This is a genomic window from Azospirillum thiophilum, from assembly GCF_001305595.1.
GTDB classification, from domain to species: domain Bacteria; phylum Pseudomonadota; class Alphaproteobacteria; order Azospirillales; family Azospirillaceae; genus Azospirillum; species Azospirillum thiophilum.
This window is the reverse complement of the sequence record NZ_CP012401.1, coordinates 171,976-194,770: the sequence shown is the minus strand read 5'-3', so window position 1 is coordinate 194,770 and position 22,795 is coordinate 171,976. Positions and strand designations below refer to the sequence as shown.

Genomic DNA, 22,795 nt, shown 5'->3' with positions numbered 1-22,795 from the left:
GGGGACTGCCGCTTCTTCGGGAATAACTCACTTCGACAAGCGTCCTGCCCCCTCCACCGCCAAAGGCGGGGGAGGGATGGGGAGGGGGCACTCGAAGCCGACACTCCCCACACATCCCCCCTGGAGCCCACCCCCATTCGGTGCTAGCTCACTCCCGGAATCCAGTTTCGTCCGGGGAGCCCGTGGTCCGCCCCTATCTGCCGCTCAACGCGTTGCGCGCCTTCGAGGCGTCGGCGCGGCATCTCAGCTTCACCCGCGCCGCCATCGAGCTGTGCGTGACCCAGGCCGCCGTCAGCCAACAGGTGAAGCTGCTGGAGGACCGGCTGGGCGCCAGCCTGTTCCATCGCCTGCCGCGCGGGCTGGCAATGACCGACGAGGGGCGGGCGCTGCTGCCGACGCTGGCCGATGCATTCGACCGCATCGGCGGGCTGCTCGACCAGTTCGAGGGCGGGCGATTCCGCGAGGTGCTGACGGTCGGCGCGGTCGGCACCTTCGCCGTGGGCTGGCTGCTGCCGCGCCTGTCGCGCTTCCGCGAGGCGCATCCCTTCATCGACCTGCGCCTGTCCACCAACAACAACCGCGTCGACATCGCGGCGGAGGGGCTGGACTACGCCATCCGCTTCGGCGATGGCGCCTGGCACGGCACCGACGCGGTCCGGCTGTTCGATGCGCCGCTGTCGGTTCTGTGCGCGCCGGAGATCGCCCGGCGCCTGCGCGAGCCTGCCGATGTCGGCCGCGAGACGCTGTTGCGCTCCTACCGCGCCGATGAATGGCCGGGTTGGTTCGCCGCCGCCGGGCTGGAGCCGCCGGCCATGCCCTCGGTCAAGGGGGGGCCGGTGTTCGACTCGTCGTCGCTGATGGTTGAGGCGGCGATCCAGGGTGCTGGCGTCGCCCTCGCTCCACCGTCGATGTTCCGCCGGCCGCTGGCGCTGGGCCTGATCGAGCAACCCTTCGGCGTCACGGTGTCGAAGGGTGCCTATTGGCTGACGGCCCTGAAGTCTCGGCCGGAGACCCCGACCATGCGTGCCTTCCGCGACTGGCTGTCCGCCAGGGTCGCGGAAGACGGAACCGCCGTGGCCTGAGTGCTCAGGAAACGGGGACTCGGCGCGGTGCCCGCTGCTCCTCCTCCCGCCGGCGCCAGAAGCGCAGGCGCAGGCGCGGCGCCATGAACCAGGCGATGGGGGCGGCAAGGATGACGCTGAGGATCACCACGGTCGGCATCAGTGTCATCGCCTGCTCGGAAAAGCTGGGGACCGACAGCACCAGGACGGTGCCGATGCCGAAGACGACGCCCTGGATCATGCCGTAGATCAGGACGGCGAGGCGCAAACGGGTGGACATGAGGCTGCTCCGGTGAGTGGGGGCGGTGCAAAGACCGTTTCCCTGTTCAACCGGCGCGCAGCCACAATGTTCCGAACGCCGTCGGCCGGGAGCGTCCGGACCGACGGCGTTCGTGTACGTATAATTACAGCTGGCGGCCCAAACCGTTCCCTAGCGGTTGGCCCGCCACCACGCCATCAGCCCGGTGGTCGAGCTGTCATGGGCACCCTCCGCCGGACCGCTTTCCATCTCCGGCAGGATGGTGCTGGCCAGCTGCTTGCCCAGTTCCACGCCCCATTGGTCGAAGCTGTTGATGTCCCAGACGACGCCCTGGACGAAGACCTTGTGTTCGTACAGCGCGATCAGGGCGCCGAGCGTCGCCGGGGTCAGGCTCTGCATCAGGATGGTGTTGGACGGGCGGTTGCCGGGGAAGACGCGGTGGGGGACCAGCGCCTCGACCTCCTCCGCCAGCTTGCCGGACTTGGTCATCTCCGCGCGCACCTCGTCGGCGGTCTTGCCGCGCATCAGCGCCTCGGCCTGGGCGAAGACGTTCGACAGCAGGATGCGGTGATGGGCGCCAGCCTCCGCCCCGATCGGGTTGTGCGTGGTCGCCGCCGCCACGAAGTCGCAGGGGATCAGCGAGGTGCCCTGGTGGATCAGTTGGTAGAAGGCATGCTGGCCGTTGGTGCCGGGTTCGCCGAACAGCACCGGGCCGGTCTGGTAGTCCACCGGCTCGCCGCCGCGGGTCACCGACTTGCCGTTGCTCTCCATGTCCAACTGCTGGAGATAGGCGGGGAAGCGGTGGAGATACTGGTCGTAGGGCAGCACCGCGTAGGACGAGGCGTCCCAGAAATTGCGGTACCAGACACCCAGCAGGGCCAGCAGCACCGGCATGTTGCGCTCCAGCGGCGCGGTGCGGAAATGCTCGTCCATCGCATGGGCGCCGGCCAGCAGCTCGGCGAAGCGCTCCGGCCCGATGGCGATCATGATCGGCAGGCCAATGGCCGACCACAGCGAATAGCGGCCGCCGACCCAGTCCCAGAAGCCGAACATGTTGGCCGGATCGATGCCGAACTTGCGCACCTCCGCCTCGTTGGTGGAGACGGCGACGAAGTGCCTGGCGACATGCGCCTCGTCCTTCGCCGTCTCCAAGAACCAGCGGCGGGCGGAATGGGCGTTGGTCAGCGTCTCCTGCGTCGTGAAGGTCTTGGAGGCGATGACGAACAGCGTCGTCTCCGGATCCAGCCACTTCAGCTGCTCGGCCAGATGGGTGCCGTCGACGTTGGAGACGAAATGCAGGGCGACATGGGCATGGGCGAAGGGCTTCAGCGCCTCCGTCGCCATCACCGGGCCGAGGTCGGAGCCGCCGATGCCGATGTTGACCACGTCGGTGATCGGCTGGCCGGTATAGCCGCGCCAGTCGCCGTCGCGTACCGAATTGGCGAAGGCGTCCATCCGCTCCAGCACCGCGCGCACGGCCGGCATCACGTCGCGGCCGTCCACGGTGACCGGGCGGTCGGACCGGTTGCGCAGGGCGGTGTGCAGCACGGCGCGCTTTTCGGTCAGGTTGATCGGCTCGCCGCCGAACATGCGGGCGCAGGCGCCTTCGACATCCTGCTGGCGGGCGAGGTCGAGCAGCAGCCCGACCGTATCCTGCGTGATGCAGTTCTTCGAATAGTCGAGGAACAGACCCGCGGCCTCCAGCGAGAAGGCGCCGAACCGGCCGGGATCGGCGGCGAACAGGTCGCGCATGCGGGTGTCGGCGATGTCCCGGCGGTGGCGGGCGAGAGCGGCCCAGGCGGATGAATGGGAGAGCGCGGTCATGATGCTTTGGACTCCTTGACGTCAGCGGTCCTTTGACGCGGCCCATCGGCGGGGCGCAGGGAGCCTAGCACCGACCGGCGGTGCCGGCCACGACCCAAAATGCTGTGGTCGCCGCAGCTTATCGGCCTATGCGTGCCGGACGTAAGGATGCAACCGACCGCGGGTCGCGCTGTTGTGGGATTCGAGGATTTGCCAAAAGGAGGACAAGCCATGTCGGACAAACCCCTCGCCCCGCCGTTGGAAGAGCGTGAGGAGCAGCGCGACCGCAACGATCCGGCAAGGCCGGATCAGGTCGGCATCATCCCGGGCAAAGTGCCGGGCAGTCCCGTCGATCCCAGCGATCCGCGCTTTCCGGGGAGCCAGCCGGATTTGGCGTGAGGGGTATGTTCGACAACCGATGCCTCCTCGACCGATGCCCCCTCCCTAACCCTCCCCCGCTAACGCGGGAGAGGGGATTGATGCTGTGCGGGAGGGTGGCGGCAGTCCCTCCCCCGCCCAGCGGGGGAGGTTAGGAGGGGGCATAGGGTTGGAGGGGGCACGCGGAGCCGACCGCTCAGCTCCCCCCGTCGACCGTCCGCGTCGGCGACACGCCTTCCGGCTTGCCGACCAGAACGGTCAGCAGCTTCGCCGGGTCGAGCAGGCGCTGGGCGACGCGCTTGATGTCGGCCTGGGTCACGGCGTTGATGTAGCGGTCGCGCTGGTTGAGGTAGTCGATGCCCAGCTCGTCGCGCTTCACCTGCAGCAGGATGCGCGCGATCGACTGGGTCGAGCCAAGCTGCAGCGGGAAGGAGCCGGTCAGGTAGGTCTTGGCGTCGGCCAACTCCTGGTCGGTCAGGCCGTCCCTGGCCATCCGCGCCCATTCCTGGCGGATGATGTCCAACGCCTGGCCCGCCTTGGCGTTGACGGTGGAGCCGCCGGCCATCACCACCGCGGCATGGTCCATCGGGATCAAATAGCTGTAGACGCCATAGCTCAGCCCGCGCTTCTCGCGCACCTCCTCCATCAGGCGCGACCCGAAGCCGCCGCCGCCCAGCACATAGTTCATGACGCTGGCGGCGTACCAGTCGGGATCGTCGCGCTTCACCCCCGGCTGTCCCATCAGCATGACGGTCTGGGCGGTCGGGCGCGGCAGCAGGATGGTCTGGCCCAGCCCTGCCATCGTCGCGTCGGGGATCGCCGGTGCGTCGGTCCTGGCCGGCAGCCCGCCGAACACGATGTCCAGCGCCTTGCCCAGTTCCTCCGGCGAGATGTCACCGGTGGCGGCGACCACCAGCCGGTCGCGGCCGAACTGACCCTTCACGAAGGCGCGCAGATCGTCCGGCGCGATGGCGGGCAGGCTGTCCAGCGTGCCGCGGATCTCGCCGCCATAGGGGTGGCCCGGGAAGGCGGTGGCGTAGAACTGGCGGCGGGCGACATAGTTGGGATCGCCGAGATCCCGCTTCAGGCTCGCCATGATCGAGGCCCGCATGCGGTCCAGCGCCTCCTGGGCGAAATGCGGCTCGGTCAGCGCCAGCCGGGTCAGCTCCAGCGCCTCGCCGCGACGCTCGGTCAGGGTGCGCAGCGACCCGCTGAAGCCGTCCCGCCCGGCGTCGAAGCCGAGCGCGATGGCGTTGTCCTGCAGCCGGGCCTGGAAGGCCTGGGAGTCGTAAGGCCCGGCGCCCTCGTCGAGCATGGTGGTGACCAGATTGGCCAGCCCTTCCTTGCCCTTGGGATCGCTGCCGCCGGCGCCTTCGAAGGCCCATTCCAGCGCCAGCACGGGAACCTTGTGGTCCTCCACCAGCCACGCCTCGATCCCGCCGGGGCTGACCACGCGCTTGATGTCCATGGCACGGGCGGGCAGGGGCGCGGTCAGGGCCATGGCGACGATGGCGAGGAAGAAGGCCGCGATGCCGGACCGCATGGAATTGTGACGCGCGCTCATCCTCAACTGTCCTTTCCGGTCGGGGGCAGCAGCAGGCCGGTGACGTGGTTGGTCTGGCTCAGCACGGCGCGGGCCGCGGCGTTGACCTGCTCGGCGGTTACCGAGTCGATCCGCACCGGCCAGCTTTCCACGTCGTCCAGGCTCTGGCCGGTGGCGAGCGCCGCGCCCAGCGTCTGGGCCGGGCCGGTCAGGCTGTCGCGGGCATAGGCGGCGGCGGCCAGCATGCGCTTGCGCGCGGTGGCGACCTCCTCCTCGGTCACGCCGGTCTTCAACAGCCGGTCGACCTCGCCCCACAGGGCGGCCTCCAGCTTGTCCATCGTCACACCGGCGGCCGGGCTGGCGCCGACGCTGAGCGTCGCCATGTCCCAGGAGGTCGGCCCGTAGCCGAGCCAGGCGGAGGTGGCGACCTTCTGGTCCACCACCAGGCTGCGGTAGAGGCGCGAGGTCGAGCCGCCGCTCATGATCTCCGCCAGCACCTGCAGCGCGTAGGCCTGCCGGTCGGGGTCGACCCGATAGGACGGCGCGATCCAGGTCCGGCGCACCGACGGCTGCCGCACTTCGGCGTCGCGCAGTTCCACCTGGCGGGAGGCGCTGATCGGCGGTTCGGCCACGCGCTTGCGTTCCGGCACCGGACGGGCCGGGATGGCGCCGTAATAGCGCTCGGCCAGCGGCTTCAGCTCCGCCGCGGTGACGTCGCCGGACACGACCAGGATCGCGTTGTTGGGCGTGTACCAGGTCTTGTAGAAGCGCTCCGCCATCTCCCGCGTCAGCGTCGACATCTCCTGCGGCCAGCCGATCACCGGGGTGCCGTAGGGGTGATGGACGAACATGGTGGCGTTGATCTGCTCGCCGATGCGGTCGGCCGGCTCGTTCTCGATGCGCTGGCGGCGCTCCTCGATGATGACGTCGCGCTCGGGATAGACCACGGCATCGGTCAGCTTCAGGTTGGCCATGCGGTCGGCCTCCATCCGCATCACCATCTCCAGCCGGTCGCGGGCGACGTTCTGGTAATAGGCGGTGTAGTCGTAGCTGGTGAAGGCGTTGTCGCGTCCGCCATTCTTGGCGACGATCCGGCTGAACTCGCCGGGCTGGATCACGTCCGTTCCCTTGAACATCAGATGTTCCAGGAAATGGGCGATGCCGGACTGGCCGCGGTCCTCGTCGGCTGCACCCACCTTGTACCAGACCATGTGGGTGACGACCGGCACGCGATGGTTGGGGATCACCACCACCTGCATGCCGTTCGCCAGGGTGAAGCTCTCGGGGAAGAACACCCCCTTTTCCGCCGCCAGCGCAGGCGGGGCGCCGAAAGGCACCGGAGCCGTAGGGGCCGCGACGGTCATGGTCAGGGCGAGCAGGCCGGCCGCGGCAAGGCGGCGGGCTGGGAAGAGGGCAGGCATGAAGGCTCCCGGATCAGGAGGTCCGAATCGAAAGGGCGCCCCCCGCTGGGAAGGGCGCCCCCGGAAACTGGTGTGACGTCGTGCCTGGAACAAGGCTCCAGGCGCCGCGGCTCAGAACAGACCTTCCAGCGGAGCCTTGCGCTTGCGCTCGATGACCGGGGTGGCGGCGCCGTCCAGCGACTTGCCCTGGGCCTGGGCCTCGCGCAGGCGCTGCTGCTCCTTGGCGGGATCGACGAGGGAATAGGGCTGTTCCTGCTTCTGCCAGAACAGCAGCGTGTCGATCCAGCTCTTGTCGGCGATGATCAGCTGGGTGGTTTCCTGATCGACCTTGGCGCGGATGTTGGGGTCGATGCCGTCGCGCGATCCCGCCTGGGCGATCAGCGACTTCTCGCCGGCCGATGCGCTCGCCGCCGCGCCGCGCGAGGTGCCGCCGAACACGGCGCCGGCGGCGACGCGGGTCGGGGTGCTGTCCTGCGGGCGTGCCGCACCGGGGCGCGGGCGCGGCAGATCCTGCATGCTGGGCGGCAGGGTCAGCGGGGCGCGGGAAACCACGGAGAATTCGTCGGGGCTCTGGCGTTCGAGACCGATCGACCGGCGCACGTCCGAGCAGCCGGCGAGCGCCAACGCCGCAAGCGCCAGCCCAAGAAGCGGAAGCTTGGTCCGGGAGGAGGAGGGGGCGGAGGAGATGCTGGTCACGTTCGGAGGATCCCGTCGTCTGTCACGTCGTAGCAACCGGGCCCGCTGGTCGAGGCCGCGTGGTGAGCGCTCGCCGGTGGTTATAGCGCCACCGGCGACGGAACTCTTACGACTTTTCGCGGCCGGCGAACAGCCCGTCTATAAGCAGCACGACGACGCCGACGCTGATTCCGCTGTCGGCGACGTTGAAGGCCCAGAAATGCCAGCCGCCGACGTGGAAATCGAGGAAGTCGACCACCGCCCCGTGGAGCAGCCGGTCGATCACGTTGCCCACCGCCCCGCCGATGATGAAGCCCAGCGCCAGCGCGATCGGCCACCGGTCCGCCTGCCGCAGCCAGAAGACCAGGCAGATGGCGATGACCGCGGCGAGCGCGCTCAGCACATAGGGCATCAGTGCACCGCCGCTGGCGAAGGTGCCGAAGCTGACGCCGTAGTTCCACACCAGCACGAGGTTGAAGAAGGAGGTCACCTCGATGACGTGTGGAATCGGCTGCATCACTTGGTCGAGGATCCACCATTTGCTGAGCTGGTCGAGCACGACGACGACCGCGGCGACGATCAGCCCGAACAGCCAGTAGGAGCGGGATTGGTTGGCGACGAAGGCGTTCATGGGGCCGCGCATCCTCCCTCTCCCCCCCGGGGAGAGGGTCGGGGTGAGGGGGAGGTGCGGCGAGGGGCGTCCGGCAGGCGGATCCCCCTCACCCTAGCCCTCTCCCCGGGGGGGAGAGGGGATAGGGCCGCGGTTGTGGCGGATGGCCTCATGCCACCGCGTCGGCGCAGCGGACGCAGAGCGTCGGGTGATCGTGGACCGTGCCGACCTCCTCCAGGACCTTCCAGCAGCGCTCGCACTTCCCGCCTTCGGCCAGTGCCGGGGCGACGGCGATGCCGGGGACGTCGGGCAGGGTGAAGGCTCCGTCCGGCGCCGCCGCGTCGGTCACCTCGATGGCGGACGTGATGCAGACGTCCTGGAAGTCCACGTCGGCCAGCAAGGCCTTGGTCGCGGCATCCACATACACGGTCGGGTCGGCCTGCAGCGACGACCCGATGGCCTTGTTGGCCCGCTCCAGTTCCAGCGCGCCGGTGACGACGCGGCGGACGTTGCGCACCGTCTCCCACTTGGCGGCCAGCGCATCGTCGCGCCAGTCGGCCGGCACATCCGGGAAGATGCGCAGATGCACGCTCTCCTCGGTCCAGCCGGCACCCTCGGTCAGGCCGGCCGGCCGGGCCAGCCACGCCTCTTCCGCGGTGAAGCAGAGGATCGGGGCGAGCCAGGAGGTCAGGGTGGAGAACAGATGCTCCATCACCGTCCGCACCGACCGGCGGCGCACCGAATCGACGGGATCGCAATAGAGGCTGTCCTTGCGGACGTCGAAATAGAAGGCCGACAGTTCCACCGCGCAGAAATTGTGCAGGGCGACGAACAGGGCGTGGAAGTCGTAGGCCTCCACCTTCTCGCGCACCAGCCCGTCCAGTTCCGACAGGCGGTGCAGGACCCAGCGCTCGAGCTCCGGCATCTGCGCCGCCTCGATCCGCTCGGCCGGAGTGTAGTCTGCGAGCGCGCCCAGCAGGTAGCGCAGCGTGTTGCGCAGGCGGCGGTACAAGTCGGCCTGGGTCTTGATGATCTCCTTGCCGATGCGCAGATCTTCCGAATAGTCGGAATTGATGATCCACAGGCGCAGGATGTCGGCGCCATACTGGTCGCAGACCTCCTGCGGGGCCACCACGTTGCCCAGCGACTTGGACATCTTGCGACCCTGCTCGTCGAGGACGAAGCCGTGGGTCAGCACCGCGTTGTAGGGCGCCCGGCCGCGCGTGCCGCAGCTTTCCAGCAGCGAGGAATGGAACCAGCCGCGATGCTGGTCGGAGCCTTCCAGATAGAGGTCGGCCGGCCATGCCAGCTCCTCCAGCCGCTGCTCCAGCACGAAGGCGTGGGAGGAACCCGACTCGAACCAGACGTCGACGATGTCCCTGACCTGCTCGAACTCGTCGGCGGCATAGCCGTTGCCGAGGAAGTCCTGCGGGTCGCGGGCGAACCAGGCGTCGGCACCCTCCTGCGTGAAGATGTCGGCGATGCGGGCGAACACGTCCGGATCGCGCAGGATCTCGCCGGTCGCCTTGCGGACGAACAGGGCGATCGGCACGCCCCAGGCACGCTGGCGGCTGATGCACCAGTCGGGCCGGCTTTCGATCATCGAGCGGATGCGGTTCTCGCCCTGCGGCGGAACCCAGCGGGTGTCGGAGATCGCCTGCAACGCCACGCCGCGCAGGTCGTTCGTCTCCATCGAGATGAACCATTGCGGCGTGGTGCGGAAGATCAACGGCGCCTTGGACCGCCAGCTGTGCGGATAGCTGTGCTTGATGCGGTTGCTGGCCAGCAGCGACCCGCACTGCTCGAATGCCTCCAGCACCGCCTTGTTGGCCGGGCCGGGCTTGCCCTGGTCGGTGTAGACGGCCAGACCGGCGAACAGCGGCACATGGGCGTAATAGCGCCCATCCTCGCCCACCGTCTGCGGCACCTCGATGCCGTTGGCCTGGCCCAGGCGGAAGTCGTCCTCGCCATGGCCCGGCGCGATGTGGACGAAGCCGGAACCGGCGTCGGTCGTCACGAAATCGCCGGCCAGCAGCGGCACCTTGAAGTCGTAGCCCTGGCGGGTCAGCGGGTGGTGGCAGAAGCCGCCGGCCAGACGCGAGCCGGGGAAACGGTGCAGCTGCCGCCATTCGGTGATGCCGGCCTCCTTGAACACCTGCTCGGCCAGCGCGGTGGCCACCACCAGCCGCTCGCCGACCTCGGCCTTGCTGCCCTCGGCGACCGCGAGCACCTTGAAGGTGGCGTACTCGATGTCGTCGCCATAGGCGATGGCGCGGTTGCCCGGCAGGGTCCAGGGGGTGGTCGTCCAGATGACGATGCTGGCGTCGTCGATCTCCGGCGCCGACGAGCCCCAGACCGCGAAGCGGGCGAAGACGGTGGTCGAGGTGTGGTCGTGGTATTCGACCTCCGCATCGGCGAGCGCGGTCTTCTCCACCACCGACCACATGACCGGCTTGGAGCCCTTGTAGAGGCCGCCGTTCAGCGCGAACTTGTGGATTTCGCGGACGATCTGCGCCTCGGCCGGGAAGGTCATGGTGGCGTAGGGCTGCTTCCAGTCGCCTTCCACGCCGAGCCGGCGGAACTCGTCGGCCTGGATGCCGACCCATTCCTCGGCGAACTGGCGGCATTCGGCGCGGAACTGGATGATCGGCACGTCATCCTTGTTCTTGCCGGCCTTGCGGTACTTCTCCTCGATCTTCCATTCGATGGGCAGGCCATGGCAGTCCCAGCCGGGGACATAGTCGGCGTCGAAGCCCTGCATCTGGCGGAAGCGGACGATGACGTCCTTCAGGATCTTGTTGACGGCATGCCCGATGTGGATGTTGCCGTTGGCATAGGGCGGGCCGTCATGCAGCACGAACTTCTTCCGGCCCTTGGCGCCGGCGCGTAGCTTGCCGAACAGGTCCATCTCGGCCCAGCGCTTCAGCAGCTCGGGCTCCTTGGCCGGCAGGCCGCCGCGCATGGGGAAGTCGGTGCGGGGCAGGAAGACGGTCGATTTGTAATCGCGGGTCATATCGGATCCCTGGGGAAAGCATCACCGCCGGGCGGCCATACCGCCACCCGACGCACAATAGGTCTCGTTCCCGGCCCTCCTCAGAGAGCCGGGCCGGTAATTCGCGCCCGGTTGTGCGCAAGGATCCGCAGTGAGACGTCCATGGCGCGGGATATTAGCGGCGTGTGCGGTGCGGTCAAGGACGGCTCACGCCCCTGCGGGGCGCGGCAGGGTTGGAAAATTCCGCTGGTCACGGGATGGCGGCACTTCTACGCTGATGCCGCCGGACTATCCGGGGCGGGGACGGTTCCCGGCGGACGGGTCCGGCACACAGCAGGCGCAAGGGCATCGCCGGGTATGATCGATCCAAGGACAAGCGATTTCCTGGCCGAATTTCTCGCGTCCGCCAACAGGGATCCGGCGGTTCTCGACCGCTTCCTCCTGCACGGTCCGGAGCGCGGCGGCCGCGGTGCGCGGCCTCGGCTCAAGATCGCCTTCTTCGATTTCTGGCCGGAGTTCGACCCGTCGGCGAATTTCTTCGTCGAGATCCTGTCGAGCCGCTTCGACGTGTCGGTCGTCGACAACGACTGCGACCTCGCCATCGTGTCGGTTTTCGGCACCCGCCATCGCGAGGCGCGGACCGCCCGCGGGCTGTTCTTCACCGGCGAGAATGTGCGTCCCCCCCTGGACGGTGTCGACATGTCGGTGTCGTTCGACCGCATCGACGATCCCCGCCATTACCGCCTGCCGCTCTATGTCATGCATGCCTGGGACCACAGGCGCGAGGGGGCGGCCCCGCATTTCTGCCACCCCGTCCTGCCGCCTGTGCCGCCGACGAGGGAGGAGGCGGCGAAGCGGAAATTCTGCGCCTTCCTCTACAAGAATCCCAACTGCGCCCGCCGCAACGACTTCTTCCAGATGCTCTGCGCCCGGCGCCATGTCGAATCGGTCGGCTGGCTGCTGAACAACACCGGCAGCGTGGTGAAGATGGGCTGGCTGCCGAAGATCCGGGTCTTCTCGCGCTATCGCTTCGCCTTCGCCTTCGAGAATGCCCCGTACCCCGGCTATCTGACCGAGAAGATCCTCGACGCCTTCCAGGCCGGCGCCGTACCGCTCTATTGGGGCGACAGCGGTGTGCTGCGCGATGTCGCCGCCGGCAGCTTCATCGACGTGTCGCGCTACTCCTCGGACGAGGAGGCCATCGACGCCATTCTGGCCATCGACGACGATTACGATGCCTATCGCCGCCATCGCAGCACGGCGCCCTTCCTCGGCACCGAGGATTTCTACTTCGACGCCTACCGTCTGGCCGAATGGATCGAAAGCCGCCTGTGAGCGGCGGCAGTAGAAAAGCTCCAGAAAAAGCCCCAGAAAAAAACCGAAGCAAAAAAGCCGCCTTGCGGCGGGAGGACGAGCGATGAAGCGGGTGCTGCTGAACTATGCCGACGGCGCCTTCACGACGGCGCAGAAATACAACGGCAAGACCGGGCTGGGCGTCGGCGGGTTCGACGGGGTGGCGATGATGGGGCGCCGTCACATCGATGCAGGCTTCGCCCTCCGCAACCGGCATATCCTGGACCAGCCGCGCGGTGCAGGCTATTGGCTGTGGAAGCCCTATTTCATCGACCTGCTGCTGCGCGAGCATCTGCAGGACGGCGACATCCTGTTCTACAGCGACAGCGGCGCCCATTTCGTCCACAGCGCCGATCCGGTCATCGAGATCTGCCGCCAGCGGCGCGACCTGCCGGTCCTGCTGTTCACGCTGGAGGATCATCACCGCAACAGGGTCTGGACCAAGCGGGACTGCTTCCATTTCCTCGGGCTGGACCAGCCGGCCTTCACCGATGCCCCGCAGATCCTCGCCAGCTTCATCGTGTGCGAACGTGGGCCGGCGGCCATGGCGTTCGTCGCGGACTGGCTGCGGCATGCCCAGGACGCCCGGCTGATCACCGACGACCCCAACGCATGCGGCCTGCCGAACTATCCCGAGTTCCGCGACCATCGCCATGACCAGAGCCTTCTGAGCCTGCTCGGCCGCCGCGATGGCGTGACCGCGATTCCCGATATCTCGCAATGGGGCGACGGCCGCCGGCCCGCCGGGATTCCCCGCATCGTGGAACACACGCGCTGGCGCGACTAGGGCCGGTTATGGCAGACAGGACGCTGCTTCACCCCCGTCAACCGTCAGCACCGATCGGCAGCGCATGACCAGTTTCGCCCGCGCCGCGGCGGCGGAAAACGCCGGCAACCTGGAGGAGGCGAGGACCCGCTATCTCGACATCCTGCGGACCGAGCCGCAGAACCCGGCTGCGCTGCACCGGCTGGGCATGGTCGAACTGCGGCTGGGCCGGCCGCGGGAGGCGGTGATCCTGTTCCAGAAGTCGCTGGCCATCGCCAAGGATCTGGAGGTCTATCTCGATTTCGGGGCCGCCATGGCCGCGATGGCGCGCTGGGATGCGGCGACGACCGTCTATGCGGCGGCGCTGCGGGTCGCTGCGGACTCGGTCGATGCGCAATATGGTCTGGCGCTGGCCCTGCACCGGCAGGGGCGCCCGCAGGATGCCGAACCCCATTACCGCAAGGTGCTGGCAACCCATTCCCATCTGGGGGAGGTCCACAACAATCTCGGCGTCGCGCTGCAGGATCTCGGCCGCGTCGCCGAGGCCGCCGCCGCCCATCGCGAGGCCGCGCGGCTCGATCCCGCGGATGCGGTGGCCTGGTCCCGGCTGGGCGTGGCGCTCCACCGCCTGGGCCGGAATGCGGAGGCCGAAGCGGCCTTCCGCAAGGCGACCGGCTTCGCCCCCCTGGATGCGGAGAACTGGCACAACCTGACCGCCCTGCTCGATGCCGCCGGCCGCCCGGCCGAGGCGCTCGCCGCTGGCCGGCGCGCAGTGGCGCTCGATCCCTCGGGCGCACGGAACTGGCTGGCGCTGGGCAACGCCGCCCATGCGGCGGAGCGGCGGGAGGAGGCATGGCGTGCCGCATCGGCCGCCATCCGGCTGGCGCCGTCCGATCCGGCGGCGCGTAACAATCTGGCCAACGCCCTGCGCGAGCTCGGCCGTCCGCAGGATGCTGTGGCCGAGTACCGCGCCGCGCTGGACCTGCAGCCCGATTTCGCGGTGGCGGAGACCAATCTCGCCCTGCTTCTGTCGAGCCAACGCGATGCGGAGGGTGCCCTGGCGGTGCTGCGCGCCCTGCTGGCCCGTCAGCCGGAGAATGGCGAGGCATGGCGTCGGCTGGGTGGCGTGCTGGCGGAGGCCTTCCGTCCCGATGCCGCGGTTGCCGTTCTGCGCAATGCCGTCGCTATCGCCCCCGGCGAGCCCGACGGCCATACCGATCTGGCGATGGCCGCCGCGATGGCCGGCTGGAGCAGGGTATCGGCGGATGCCTGCCGGCGGGTGCTGCGGCTGGTTCCGGACCATGCGGCGGCCTTGGGTCAGCTCGTCCACCAGCAGAGGCTTCTGTGTGACTGGCGCGATCTGGACGGGCTGGAGGCACTGCTCCTCCATCGGGTGCGTGCTGGGGCGGAGGGTGTGTCGCCCTTCGACGTCCTGTCCTGCGCCTCGACCCTCGCCGACCAGAAGTCGGCGGCGTCCCGCTGGGCGGCGGCGAAGGCCCGCGGCGTCACTCCTGTCGTCCGGACTGCCGCGGCCGCGCGCGACGGGCGCCTGCGGATCGGCTACCTGTCGGCGGATTTCCGCGAGCATGCGATGGGCCATCTGATGGTCGATGCCCTGGAGACGCATGACCGCTCCCGCTTCGCCGTCACCGCCTATTCGACCGGCATCGACGACGTCAGCGCGCTGCGCCAGCGGTTCCAACGGGGGATCGAGCGTTTCGTCGACCTGCGCCGCCACACCGACGCCGATGCAGCGCGGGCCATCGCGGCGGACGGCATCGACATCCTGGTCGATCTGACCGGCTTCACCACTTTTTCGCGCACCTCCATCCTGGCCGCCCGTCCGGCTCCGGTACAGGTCAACTGGCTGGGCTATCCGGGCACGCTGGGGGCGGATTATGTCGATTACATCGTGGCTGATCCCACGGTGATCGCACCGGGCGAGGAGGGTTTCTTCGCCGAACGGGTGGTGCGGCTGCCGGACTGCTACCAGCCCAACGACCGCCGGCGCGCCATCGCCGAGGCCACGCCGACCCGGGCGGAGTGCGGGTTGCCGGCCGAAGGCTTCGTCTTCTGCTGCTTCAACAGCGCCCACAAGCTGACGCCCGTCCAATTCGACGGCTGGTCGCGCATCCTTGCGGCGGTCCCCGGCAGCGTGCTGTGGCTCTATGCCGGGGCCCCCCAGGTCGCGGCCAACCTGTGCCGCGAGGGCGAGGCCCGCGGTCTCGATCCCGGCCGGCTCGTCTTCGCCAAGCCCGTGCCCCATGCCGAGCATCTGGCGCGGCACCGTTTGGCGGACCTGTTTCTCGACACGCTTCCCTACAACGCCCACACGACCGCCAGCGACGCGCTGTGGGCGGGGCTGCCGGTGCTGACGCTGCAGGGCACGACCTTTGCCGGGCGTGTGGCTGCCGGCCTGCTGCGGGCTGCCGGTCTGCCCGAGCTGATCGCCGACGGGCAGGAGGCCTACGAGGCGGCGGCGATGGGGCTTGCCCGCTCGCCCGACCGGCTCCGCGAGCTGCGGCAGCGGCTGGCGCGCAACCGGCCGATCTGCCCGCTGTTCGACACGCCGCGCTTTACCCGGAATCTGGAGGCGGCCTACCGGGCGATGTGGGAGATCCACCGCACCGGCGGGGCGCCGCGCCCGATCACCATCTCCGCCGACGACGGTCCGGACACCGCCACACAGGAAGAAGGAAAGGTCCCATGACGACCGGCGACAGCCCAGGCGCACGGCTCCACATCGTCGTCCCCTACCGGGATCGCGAAAGCCATCTCCGGCAGTTCGTTCCGTGGGTGAGCGCCTATTTCGACCGTCTCGTCCCGCGGATCGACTACCGCGTGACCATCGTGGAACAGGAGGCCGGGCTGCCCTTCAACCGGGGCGCCCTGAAGAACGCCGGTTTCCTGTTGGGTGAAGGAAACAGTGATTACACCTGCCTGCATGACGTCGATTACCTGCCGGTCGATGCCGATTACTCCTGGGCCGACTGTCCCACCCCCATCCTGTGGTACGGGGCGGAGCAGCGGCCGGTGGCGCCGGGCCGGTCGGACCGAAAGGTGACGACCAACCTTGAGAGCACGATGGGCGGCGCGTTGCTGATGCCGAATGCGGTCATGCGGCAGGTGGACGGCTATTCCAACGCCTTCTGGGGCTGGGGCTACGAGGATTTCGACTTCTCGCTGCGGATCCGGGCGCGCCGTATTCCCACTGGCCGGCGCAAGGGGCGCTTCCAGCCGCTCGACCATGACAATGACGGCTTCACGACGGATGCGGCGCCGTCCCCGATCTCCCTGGTCAACCGCAGCGTCTTTCAGGAGCTGTGGGCCGGCGGAAAGATCCCGGCCGGTGACGGGCTGTCCAACCTGTCCTTCGATTTGCTGGACCGCCGCCCCTGTGACGACGGCACCGCCGGGGCGCAAGGGCGCTGGGAAATCAACCGGGTGCGCTTCAACCACCGTCCGCGGCCGGACCAGAGTGCGGCCGACGCGGCGCACAAGGCTCCCGGCAACGGGTAGGCACGACCCAAGCCTGGAATGAGGGTTGCCGAGTGATGGCTTCCGATCGGGGGTTCCCGGGGGCGGCATGCGCCGCCCCCGGCACGGATCACATGCTCGACTTGCCGCCGTGGGCCGAGGACCAGCCCACCGGGTCGTTCAGGAACTTCTCGACCTCGGACAGGGTGTTCTCGTCGAAATAGCGGTTGTCGCGGGCGACCTTCAGCACATCCCACCAGGTGCACAGCGCGTGCAGGCGGACGCCGATGGCGTCCATGTTGACCTTCGACTGCGGGAAGATGCCGTAGTGGAAGATCACGAAGGTGTCGGTCACCTGGGCGCCGCCGTTGCGCAGCGCGGTGACGAAATTCTCCTTGCTCTTGCCGTCGGTCGCCAGATCCTCGACCAGCAGGACGCGCTGTCCTTCGGTCAGCAGGCCTTCGATCTGGGCGTTGCGGCCGAAACCCTTGGGCTTCTTGCGCACATACTGCATCGGCAGTTCCAGCCGGTCGGCGATCCAGGCGGCGAAGGGAATGCCGGCGGTCTCGCCGCCCGCCACCGCGTCGATGGCCTCGTAGCCGATCTCGCGCTCGATCGTGGCGACGGCGAAATCCATCAGCGCCTTGCGGGCGCGCGGGAAGGACACGATGCGGCGGCAGTCGGTGTAGACCGGGCTCGCCCAGCCGGACGTGAAGATGAAGGGCGTCTCGGCGTTGAAGTGCAGCGCCTTGATCTCCAGCAGGATCTTGGCCGCGGTGGCGGCGATGGTTGCCTGATCGGGCAGGGTCGACATGGGAAAGGCTCCGGGAAAACGGCGACTGGCGCCCTGTGTAGCGGGGGAGGGCGCGAATCGCAATTGCCGAGGCCCGTCCGGCAGCCGTGTGCCTTTGCCGGGCCGCGGCCTCATCAGGCCTTGCGGACGGTTCCGGTGTAGGATGCGACCTCGCCCTGCAACCGCTCCGTCTCCCGGCGCAACTCGGCGGCGGCGGCGGCCAGATCGGCGGCGGCGCGGTCGGTCTCGGAAATGGTCCGGTGCACGTCGCCCAGCATGCCGGTCATCGCGGTGACCGCGCCCGCCCCGTCGTTCATCGCCTGCAGGATGCCGTTGGCCGCATCGGACTGCCGGCCGACCGCGTCGGCGATGGCGGCGCCGCTGCCGCGCACAGCCTCCACCGTGCTGGAAACGCCGTCCATGCCGCGCACCGTCTGGTCGACGATGGCCTGGATGTTGGCGATCTGCGCCTGGATGTCGTCGGTCGCCTGGGCGGTCTGGCCGGCGAGATTCTTCACCTCGTTGGCGACGACGGCGAATCCGCGCCCGGCCTCTCCCGCCCTTGCCGCTTCGATGGTGGCGTTCAGCGCCAGCAGGTTGGTCTGGCTGGCGATGGAGTTGATCAGGCTGACCACCTCGCCGATCCGCTGCGAGGCCACCGACAGGTCGTGGATGTTGCGGGCGGCCGCATCGGTGCGGCTGACGGCATCGGCGGTCATCCGGGTGGCCTGGCCGCTGTGGTGGCCGACCTCGCCGATCATGGTGCCCAGCCCGTCGGCCGCCGCCGCCGCGTCGCGTACAGTCCTTGCGGCGGTCTCGGCATGGTCGCGCAGGTCGCCGATCTCCCGGCTGGCGCGGGCGGCACCGTCGGACATCGTCGCGGCGGTGGATTGCAACTGTACGCCGGTGGTGCCGAGCGAGCGGACGATGGCCTCGGTCTGGCGGGTGAAACGGTCGGTCGCTTCGGACAGCGCCGCGAACTTGCGCAGCTCGGCGTCCCGCCGCACCGCCTCTTCCGCCGTGCTGCGGTCGAGATCGGCGGCTTGGCGCTGCATCAGCATCACCGCGCCGATCACCCGGCCGATCACGTCGTCGACCGGATGATGGAGAGACAGGTTGCGTCGCCCCTGGCCGATGGCGGCGATTCCCTGCGCCGCCTGATCGAGCGGCCGGACGATCGAGCGCGCGATCACCGCGGCCAGGACGATCGAACCCAGGACCGCCAGCACCGTCACGGTTCCGATCAGCGCGTAGGCATAGACCGCGATCATGGTCGACCGTTCGTTGCGTGCGCGGTTCTCGCCCAGGATCAGGTCGGACAGGGCCTCGTTCCGTTCCTCCAGATCGTGGAACAGGTCCATGAAGCGCGTCATCCCCGCCCGTGCCTGCACCGGATCGCGCAAGGCCAGCCCGGCCAGCCGCTCGGAGGCCTGGACATAATCCTCCAGCGCGCCGCGCAGGCCGGTCAGCCCGTCCGCGATGGCGGGGGGAAGGGAAAGCCGGCGGTTGGCGTCCAATGCCTTCCGGAAGGTGGCCGCATGGTCGGCCGTGTCCTTGGTCAGTGCCTCGCGCTCGCCGGCCGTCGAGGCCGGACCGGACAGCAGCGCCGCCAGCACATCCGCCCGCAGTGCGTCGTGCATCATGTCGCCCAACTGGTGGTTCGACAGCGCCTCGGCGGTCGTCAGCACCTCCTGGTTGGCCCGATCGACGATGCTTAGCCCCGCTATGGCGACACCACCCACCACCAGCAGGGCGACGACGAAGGACAGCGGCAGGATGGACATTTTCTGGCGCAACGTCAGAACTGGCATGGCCTTCGGTCCTTTACACGTCAGGATAGATCGAGTTGCGCATCTATGCATCTTAGATGCGGTGGATCATCCATTGCCATGGCAATCCTTCGCCTGCGCCATGGCGACGCAGCGAGGCTCCGGCGGGAACCGTTGCGCGGTCTGTCCGTCACGGTCTTCCGCCGGAGCCCTTTTGCGGGTCAGCCCTGGCCCGACCGCACGCTGCCCAGGAAACGGTCGACCTGGGTGCGCAGAAGGTCGGCCTGCTTGGACAACTCGCCGGAGGAGGAGAGCAGCCGCGTGGCGCCGCTTCCTGTCTCCGAGGCCGCCTGCAGCACGCCGCCGATCGACGACGACACCTCGTTGGTGCCGGCCGCCGCCTGCTGGACGTTGCGGGCGATTTCCATGGTCGCGGCATTCTGGCCGTCGACCGCCTGGGCGATGGTGCCGACGATGCTGTTCACCTCGCCGATGGTGGCGGCAATGCTCTGGATCGCCTGCACCGCGTCGGCGGTCGCGGTCTGGATCTCCGCGATCTGCTGCGAGATGTCGCCGGTTGCCTTGGCGGTCTGGTTGGCGAGGCTCTTCACCTCGCTCGCCACCACGGCGAAGCCCTTGCCCGCCTCGCCTGCCCGCGCGGCCTCGATGGTCGCGTTCAATGCCAGCAGGTTGGTCTGGCCGGCGATCGAACTGATCAGGTTCACCACGTCGCCGATCTGGTTCGCCTTCGACGACAGGCCGTCGACGATGCGGTTGGTGCCGTCGGCCTGGTCGGAGGCCTGGCGGGCCTTGCGGCTGCTCTCGCCGATCTGGCGCCCGATCTCGGCGATGGAGGCGGCCAGTTCCTCGGCGGCGGCGGCGACGGTCTGGACATTCACCGACGCCTGTTCCGACGCGGCGGCGACGGTGGTCGCCTGGGTCTCGGTATGGTCGGCGGTGGCGGCCAGCGCCGTGGCCAATGTCCGCACCTCGGAGGAGGAGGAGGAGACGCTGTCGACCACGCCCTTCACCTCGCTCTCGAACCGGTCGGCCAGGGCCGCCATCTCGGCGCGCTTGCGCGCTTCGGCGGCATGCTCGGCATCGGCCTGACGGTGGCGGAAGGCGTCGGCCTCGACCGCGTTGGCCTTGAACACCTCGACCGCGCCGGTGATCTTTCCGATTTCGTCCTTGGCTTCGGACGGCGGCACGCAGACGGACAGGTCGCCGCGGGCCAGCGTCAGCATCGCATCGGTCAGCCGGCGCAGCGGCCGCAGCGCACCCACCGTCCACATGCCGAACGCGGCGGCAAGCAGCAGGGCGGCACCGCACAGCGACAGCATAAGCGTCTGGAAGCCGCTGGCGACCTCGCGCGCCCTTGCGGCGACCTGCTGGTTCTTGTGCTCCTGCAGGTCGATGAAGGCGTTGATGCGCTTCAGCCATTCGGTGAGGGCGGGACGGGCGTCCTGCATCAGCGCCTTCTGGGCTCCGGCGCTGTCGTTGGCCTTGCGGGCTGCGACGGTCGCCTTGATCGCCGGCAGGCTCTTCGCCTCGATCTCCTTGATGCCGGCGAGCAGTGTCCGCTCCTCCGGCTCGATATCGGGCATGCGGGTGAACATGGCGTCGAGAGGCCGGGCGGATTCGTCGTAGAAGGCGGCCAGCCGGTCGATGTCGGCCAGCACGGCCGACAGGGTCGCCGCGTCGGTCGCCAGCACCACGTCGCGGAGCGCGATGGCGCGGTCATGGACGCTGCCGCGGAAGTTGATCGCGTAGCGCTGCTTGACGCTGTTCACCTCGTTGATGCGGTTGAGGTCGGCGTCGATCTTCCGCACCTCCCGCACGCCGATGACGGTCAGGCTGACCAGAAGCAGGAGGACTGCACCATATCCGAGAAACAAACGCGTACGAATCGTGGCATGCCGGAAAAGGAACATGGAGGTGCGTCCTGTAAGAAGTTGCCCTGACGGTACCTGAGTGCACCATAGCCCAAAAGTGTTGACACTTTCGGTGTGAGAAGAAATGTAGCACATCGCCCGTCCGGCAAGCCTGGTGCTGCGGTTCCGGTTGGGCGACGGGTTGCGGATCCGTTCCGGGGCGGCAATATGCGGCGGGCCAGCAACCGATTGGGATCCGCCGATGCCCCCCCGCTCCACGACCGCGCGACCTCGCCAGCGTTCCGGAACCCTGTCCCGCATCCTCGCCCTTGCCCTGCTGCCGGCCCTGCTGATGCCGCCGCTGGTGCTGTCGCTGGAGCCGGGGGCCGCCCGGGCGGAAGACCGCAAGGCGGGTGAAAGAGCTCCCGGTGAAAAGACCCCAGGCGAAAAGACCAATGACGAGAAGGCGAATGGCGAGAAGGCGAATGGCGAGAGGCCAGGCGGCGAGCGCCGGGCCGACGACGCCCAGGGCTTCGATCCGCAGCGCAGCGTGACCACACACAGCCTGCCGCTGCCCGGCGGGCCATTGGCCTACACTGCGACGGCCGAGTTCCTGCCGCTGCGCGACGGTGCCAGGGAGGAACTGGCGGCGCGTATCTTCACCGTCACCTACACGGCCGATCCGGAAGGGCCGGGGGGTGGCGCGGAAAGGGGGCCGCGCCCGGTCACCTTCGTCTTCAACGGCGGGCCGGGGGCGGCGTCGGCCTACATGCATCTGGGGGCGGCCGGACCGGTGGCGGTCGCCTTCGGGCCGGACGGGGCCCTGCCGCCGCCGCCGGCACGGCTGGTCGACAACCGCGACAGCTGGCTGGCATTCACCGATCTTGTCTTCATTGATCCTGTCGGCACCGGCTTCAGCCGGGCAGTGAAGCCGGACGAGACGGAAAGGCGCTTCTGGTCGGTGGACGGCGACACCCGGTCGATGGCCGAGATCGTGAGGCTCTGGCTGACACGGAACGGCCGCTGGTCGTCGCCGACCTTCCTGGCCGGCGAGAGCTACGGCGGCTTCCGCATCGCCAAGATGGCAGAGGAGCTGATCGATCAGGTCGGGCTCGCGGTGAACGGGCTGATCCTGGTCTCGCCGGTCGTCGATTTCGCCGCGATCGACGAGGACGGCATCCTCGGCCCCGCCTGGAAGCTGCCGGCCATGGCCGCCGCGGCCGCGGCTCTCGGCCGTGCGCCCGGCACCCCGGGGCAGGCGGCCGAGGCCGCGGAGAATTTCGCCCTCGGTCCTTACCTGACCGGGCTGGCCGGGCTGGATTACGGACGGCTCGACGCGGGGCAGGATGTCTTCGCCGCGGTGGCGCGCCTCACCGGCCTGCCGGTCGAGATCGTGCGGCGCCAGCGCGGGCGCGTGCCGATGGGGGTCTTCACGCGTGAGCTTCTGCGCGACCAGGGGCGCATCCTCAGCATCTATGACGGCACCTTCACCGCGCCCGACCCCGATCCGGGAGCGGCCCGCATCCCCTTCGACCCCTTCCTGAAGGGAACGGTGCCGACCTACACGACGGCGTTTGCCGCCTACGTCCATGATGCGCTGGGCTTGCGGACCGACACGCCCTACCGGCTGCTCAGCGACCGGGTGAACCGCGGCTGGGAGTGGCCGCGCATGTCGGTGCCGAGCGCCGTCGACGCACTGCAGACGGCGCTGACACTGCAGCCGGCGCTGCGGGTGCTGATTGCCCATGGGCGGACCGATCTCATCACCCCCTACATGGCCTCGCGCTGGGTCGTGTCGAGGCTGGAGCTGCCGCCCGGCGAGCGCGGCCGGGTGGCGGTGACGGTACATCCCGGCGGCCACATGATGTACACGCGGGCCGAGGGCCGGGCCGGGTTGGCCGCCGATGCCCGCGCCCTGATCGAGGCGGCCCTGGCGGGGCGCTGAACCGGGATGCCGAGAACCGGGATGCGGACGTGGAAAGGGGCGCCCCCATCGGGGCGCCCCTTTTCCGTTGGCGAGGCAC

Annotated in this window: 17 protein-coding genes; 7 read left to right on the top strand and 10 right to left on the bottom strand. The window is 68.9% G+C overall.

Annotation, left to right across the window (positions count from 1 at the left end):
- The first annotated feature begins 182 nt into the window (after window positions 1–182).
- The gene (locus AL072_RS00845; RefSeq protein WP_045581907.1) at window positions 183–1,082 is read left to right on the top strand and encodes a LysR family transcriptional regulator; all 900 of its coding nucleotides are present in this window, start codon (window positions 183–185) and stop codon (window positions 1,080–1,082) included.
- Between the two features lie 4 nt (window positions 1,083–1,086).
- Here the strand turns inward: AL072_RS00845 and AL072_RS00840 are convergent, their stop codons facing one another.
- Together AL072_RS00840 and pgi are read right to left on the bottom strand one after the other, a co-directional pair.
- Entirely contained in the window at window positions 1,087–1,341 is a 255-nt protein-coding gene (locus AL072_RS00840; protein WP_045581908.1) for a hypothetical protein, read from the bottom strand.
- A 150-nt stretch (window positions 1,342–1,491) separates the two neighbouring features.
- Entirely contained in the window at window positions 1,492–3,144 is a 1,653-nt protein-coding gene (gene pgi / locus AL072_RS00835) for a glucose-6-phosphate isomerase (RefSeq protein WP_045581909.1), read from the bottom strand.
- 210 nt (window positions 3,145–3,354) lie between these two features.
- On the opposite strand from pgi, the gene AL072_RS35130 reads away from it, so the two are divergent.
- On the top strand, window positions 3,355–3,522 hold the full coding sequence (locus tag AL072_RS35130; protein ID WP_167543358.1) for a hypothetical protein: 168 nt from the start codon (window positions 3,355–3,357) through the stop codon (window positions 3,520–3,522).
- A 175-nt stretch (window positions 3,523–3,697) separates the two neighbouring features.
- On the opposite strand, the gene AL072_RS00830 is transcribed toward AL072_RS35130, so the two are convergent.
- The 5 genes from AL072_RS00830 to ileS form a co-directional block, all read right to left on the bottom strand.
- Window positions 3,698–5,065, bottom strand: coding sequence for a M16 family metallopeptidase (locus tag AL072_RS00830; protein ID WP_045581910.1), 1,368 nt, complete (start codon window positions 5,063–5,065; stop codon window positions 3,698–3,700).
- Window positions 5,066–5,067: 2 nt separating this feature from the next.
- Window positions 5,068–6,465, bottom strand: coding sequence for a M16 family metallopeptidase (locus AL072_RS00825; protein WP_045581911.1), 1,398 nt, complete (start codon window positions 6,463–6,465; stop codon window positions 5,068–5,070).
- Window positions 6,466–6,576: 111 nt separating this feature from the next.
- Complete coding sequence (locus tag AL072_RS00820; RefSeq protein ID WP_052709986.1) at window positions 6,577–7,161, bottom strand: DUF3035 domain-containing protein; 585 nt, start codon at window positions 7,159–7,161, stop codon at window positions 6,577–6,579.
- A gap of 106 nt (window positions 7,162–7,267) precedes the next feature.
- Window positions 7,268–7,783, bottom strand: a complete 516-nt coding sequence (lspA, locus tag AL072_RS00815; RefSeq protein ID WP_245636714.1) for a signal peptidase II — start codon at window positions 7,781–7,783, stop codon at window positions 7,268–7,270.
- 136 nt (window positions 7,784–7,919) lie between these two features.
- Window positions 7,920–10,763: an isoleucine--tRNA ligase gene (gene ileS, locus AL072_RS00810; RefSeq protein WP_045581912.1), complete on the bottom strand. Its 2,844-nt coding sequence runs from the start codon at window positions 10,761–10,763 to the stop codon at window positions 7,920–7,922.
- Between the two features lie 336 nt (window positions 10,764–11,099).
- Between ileS and AL072_RS00805 the strand changes: the two genes are divergently transcribed.
- From AL072_RS00805 to AL072_RS00790, 4 genes are all read left to right on the top strand, one after another.
- Window positions 11,100–12,077 (top strand): glycosyltransferase family 10 domain-containing protein, encoded by a 978-nt coding sequence (locus AL072_RS00805; RefSeq protein WP_045581913.1) that lies wholly within the window; start codon window positions 11,100–11,102, stop codon window positions 12,075–12,077.
- 82 nt (window positions 12,078–12,159) lie between these two features.
- The gene (locus AL072_RS00800) at window positions 12,160–12,882 is read left to right on the top strand and encodes a hypothetical protein (protein ID WP_045581914.1); all 723 of its coding nucleotides are present in this window, start codon (window positions 12,160–12,162) and stop codon (window positions 12,880–12,882) included.
- Between the two features lie 64 nt (window positions 12,883–12,946).
- Entirely contained in the window at window positions 12,947–15,571 is a 2,625-nt protein-coding gene (locus AL072_RS00795) for an O-linked N-acetylglucosamine transferase family protein (RefSeq protein ID WP_045581915.1), read from the top strand.
- Window positions 15,568–16,380: a glycosyltransferase family 2 protein gene (locus AL072_RS00790; RefSeq protein WP_045581916.1), complete on the top strand. Its 813-nt coding sequence runs from the start codon at window positions 15,568–15,570 to the stop codon at window positions 16,378–16,380. The genes AL072_RS00795 and AL072_RS00790 overlap by 4 nt, the downstream gene beginning before the upstream one ends.
- A gap of 88 nt (window positions 16,381–16,468) precedes the next feature.
- Here AL072_RS00790 and AL072_RS00785 read toward each other — a convergent pair whose 3' ends face one another.
- The 3 genes from AL072_RS00785 to AL072_RS00775 form a co-directional block, all read right to left on the bottom strand.
- Window positions 16,469–17,152, bottom strand: coding sequence for an orotate phosphoribosyltransferase (locus AL072_RS00785; RefSeq protein WP_014247028.1), 684 nt, complete (start codon window positions 17,150–17,152; stop codon window positions 16,469–16,471).
- Window positions 17,153–17,265: 113 nt separating this feature from the next.
- Entirely contained in the window at window positions 17,266–18,942 is a 1,677-nt protein-coding gene (locus AL072_RS35935) for a methyl-accepting chemotaxis protein (protein ID WP_158511027.1), read from the bottom strand.
- Window positions 18,943–19,121: 179 nt separating this feature from the next.
- Entirely contained in the window at window positions 19,122–20,795 is a 1,674-nt protein-coding gene (locus AL072_RS00775; protein ID WP_245636713.1) for a methyl-accepting chemotaxis protein, read from the bottom strand.
- 238 nt (window positions 20,796–21,033) lie between these two features.
- Between AL072_RS00775 and AL072_RS00770 the strand changes: the two genes are divergently transcribed.
- Window positions 21,034–22,716, top strand: coding sequence for a S10 family peptidase (locus AL072_RS00770; RefSeq protein WP_045581919.1), 1,683 nt, complete (start codon window positions 21,034–21,036; stop codon window positions 22,714–22,716).
- The last annotated feature ends 79 nt before the right edge of the window (window positions 22,717–22,795 follow it).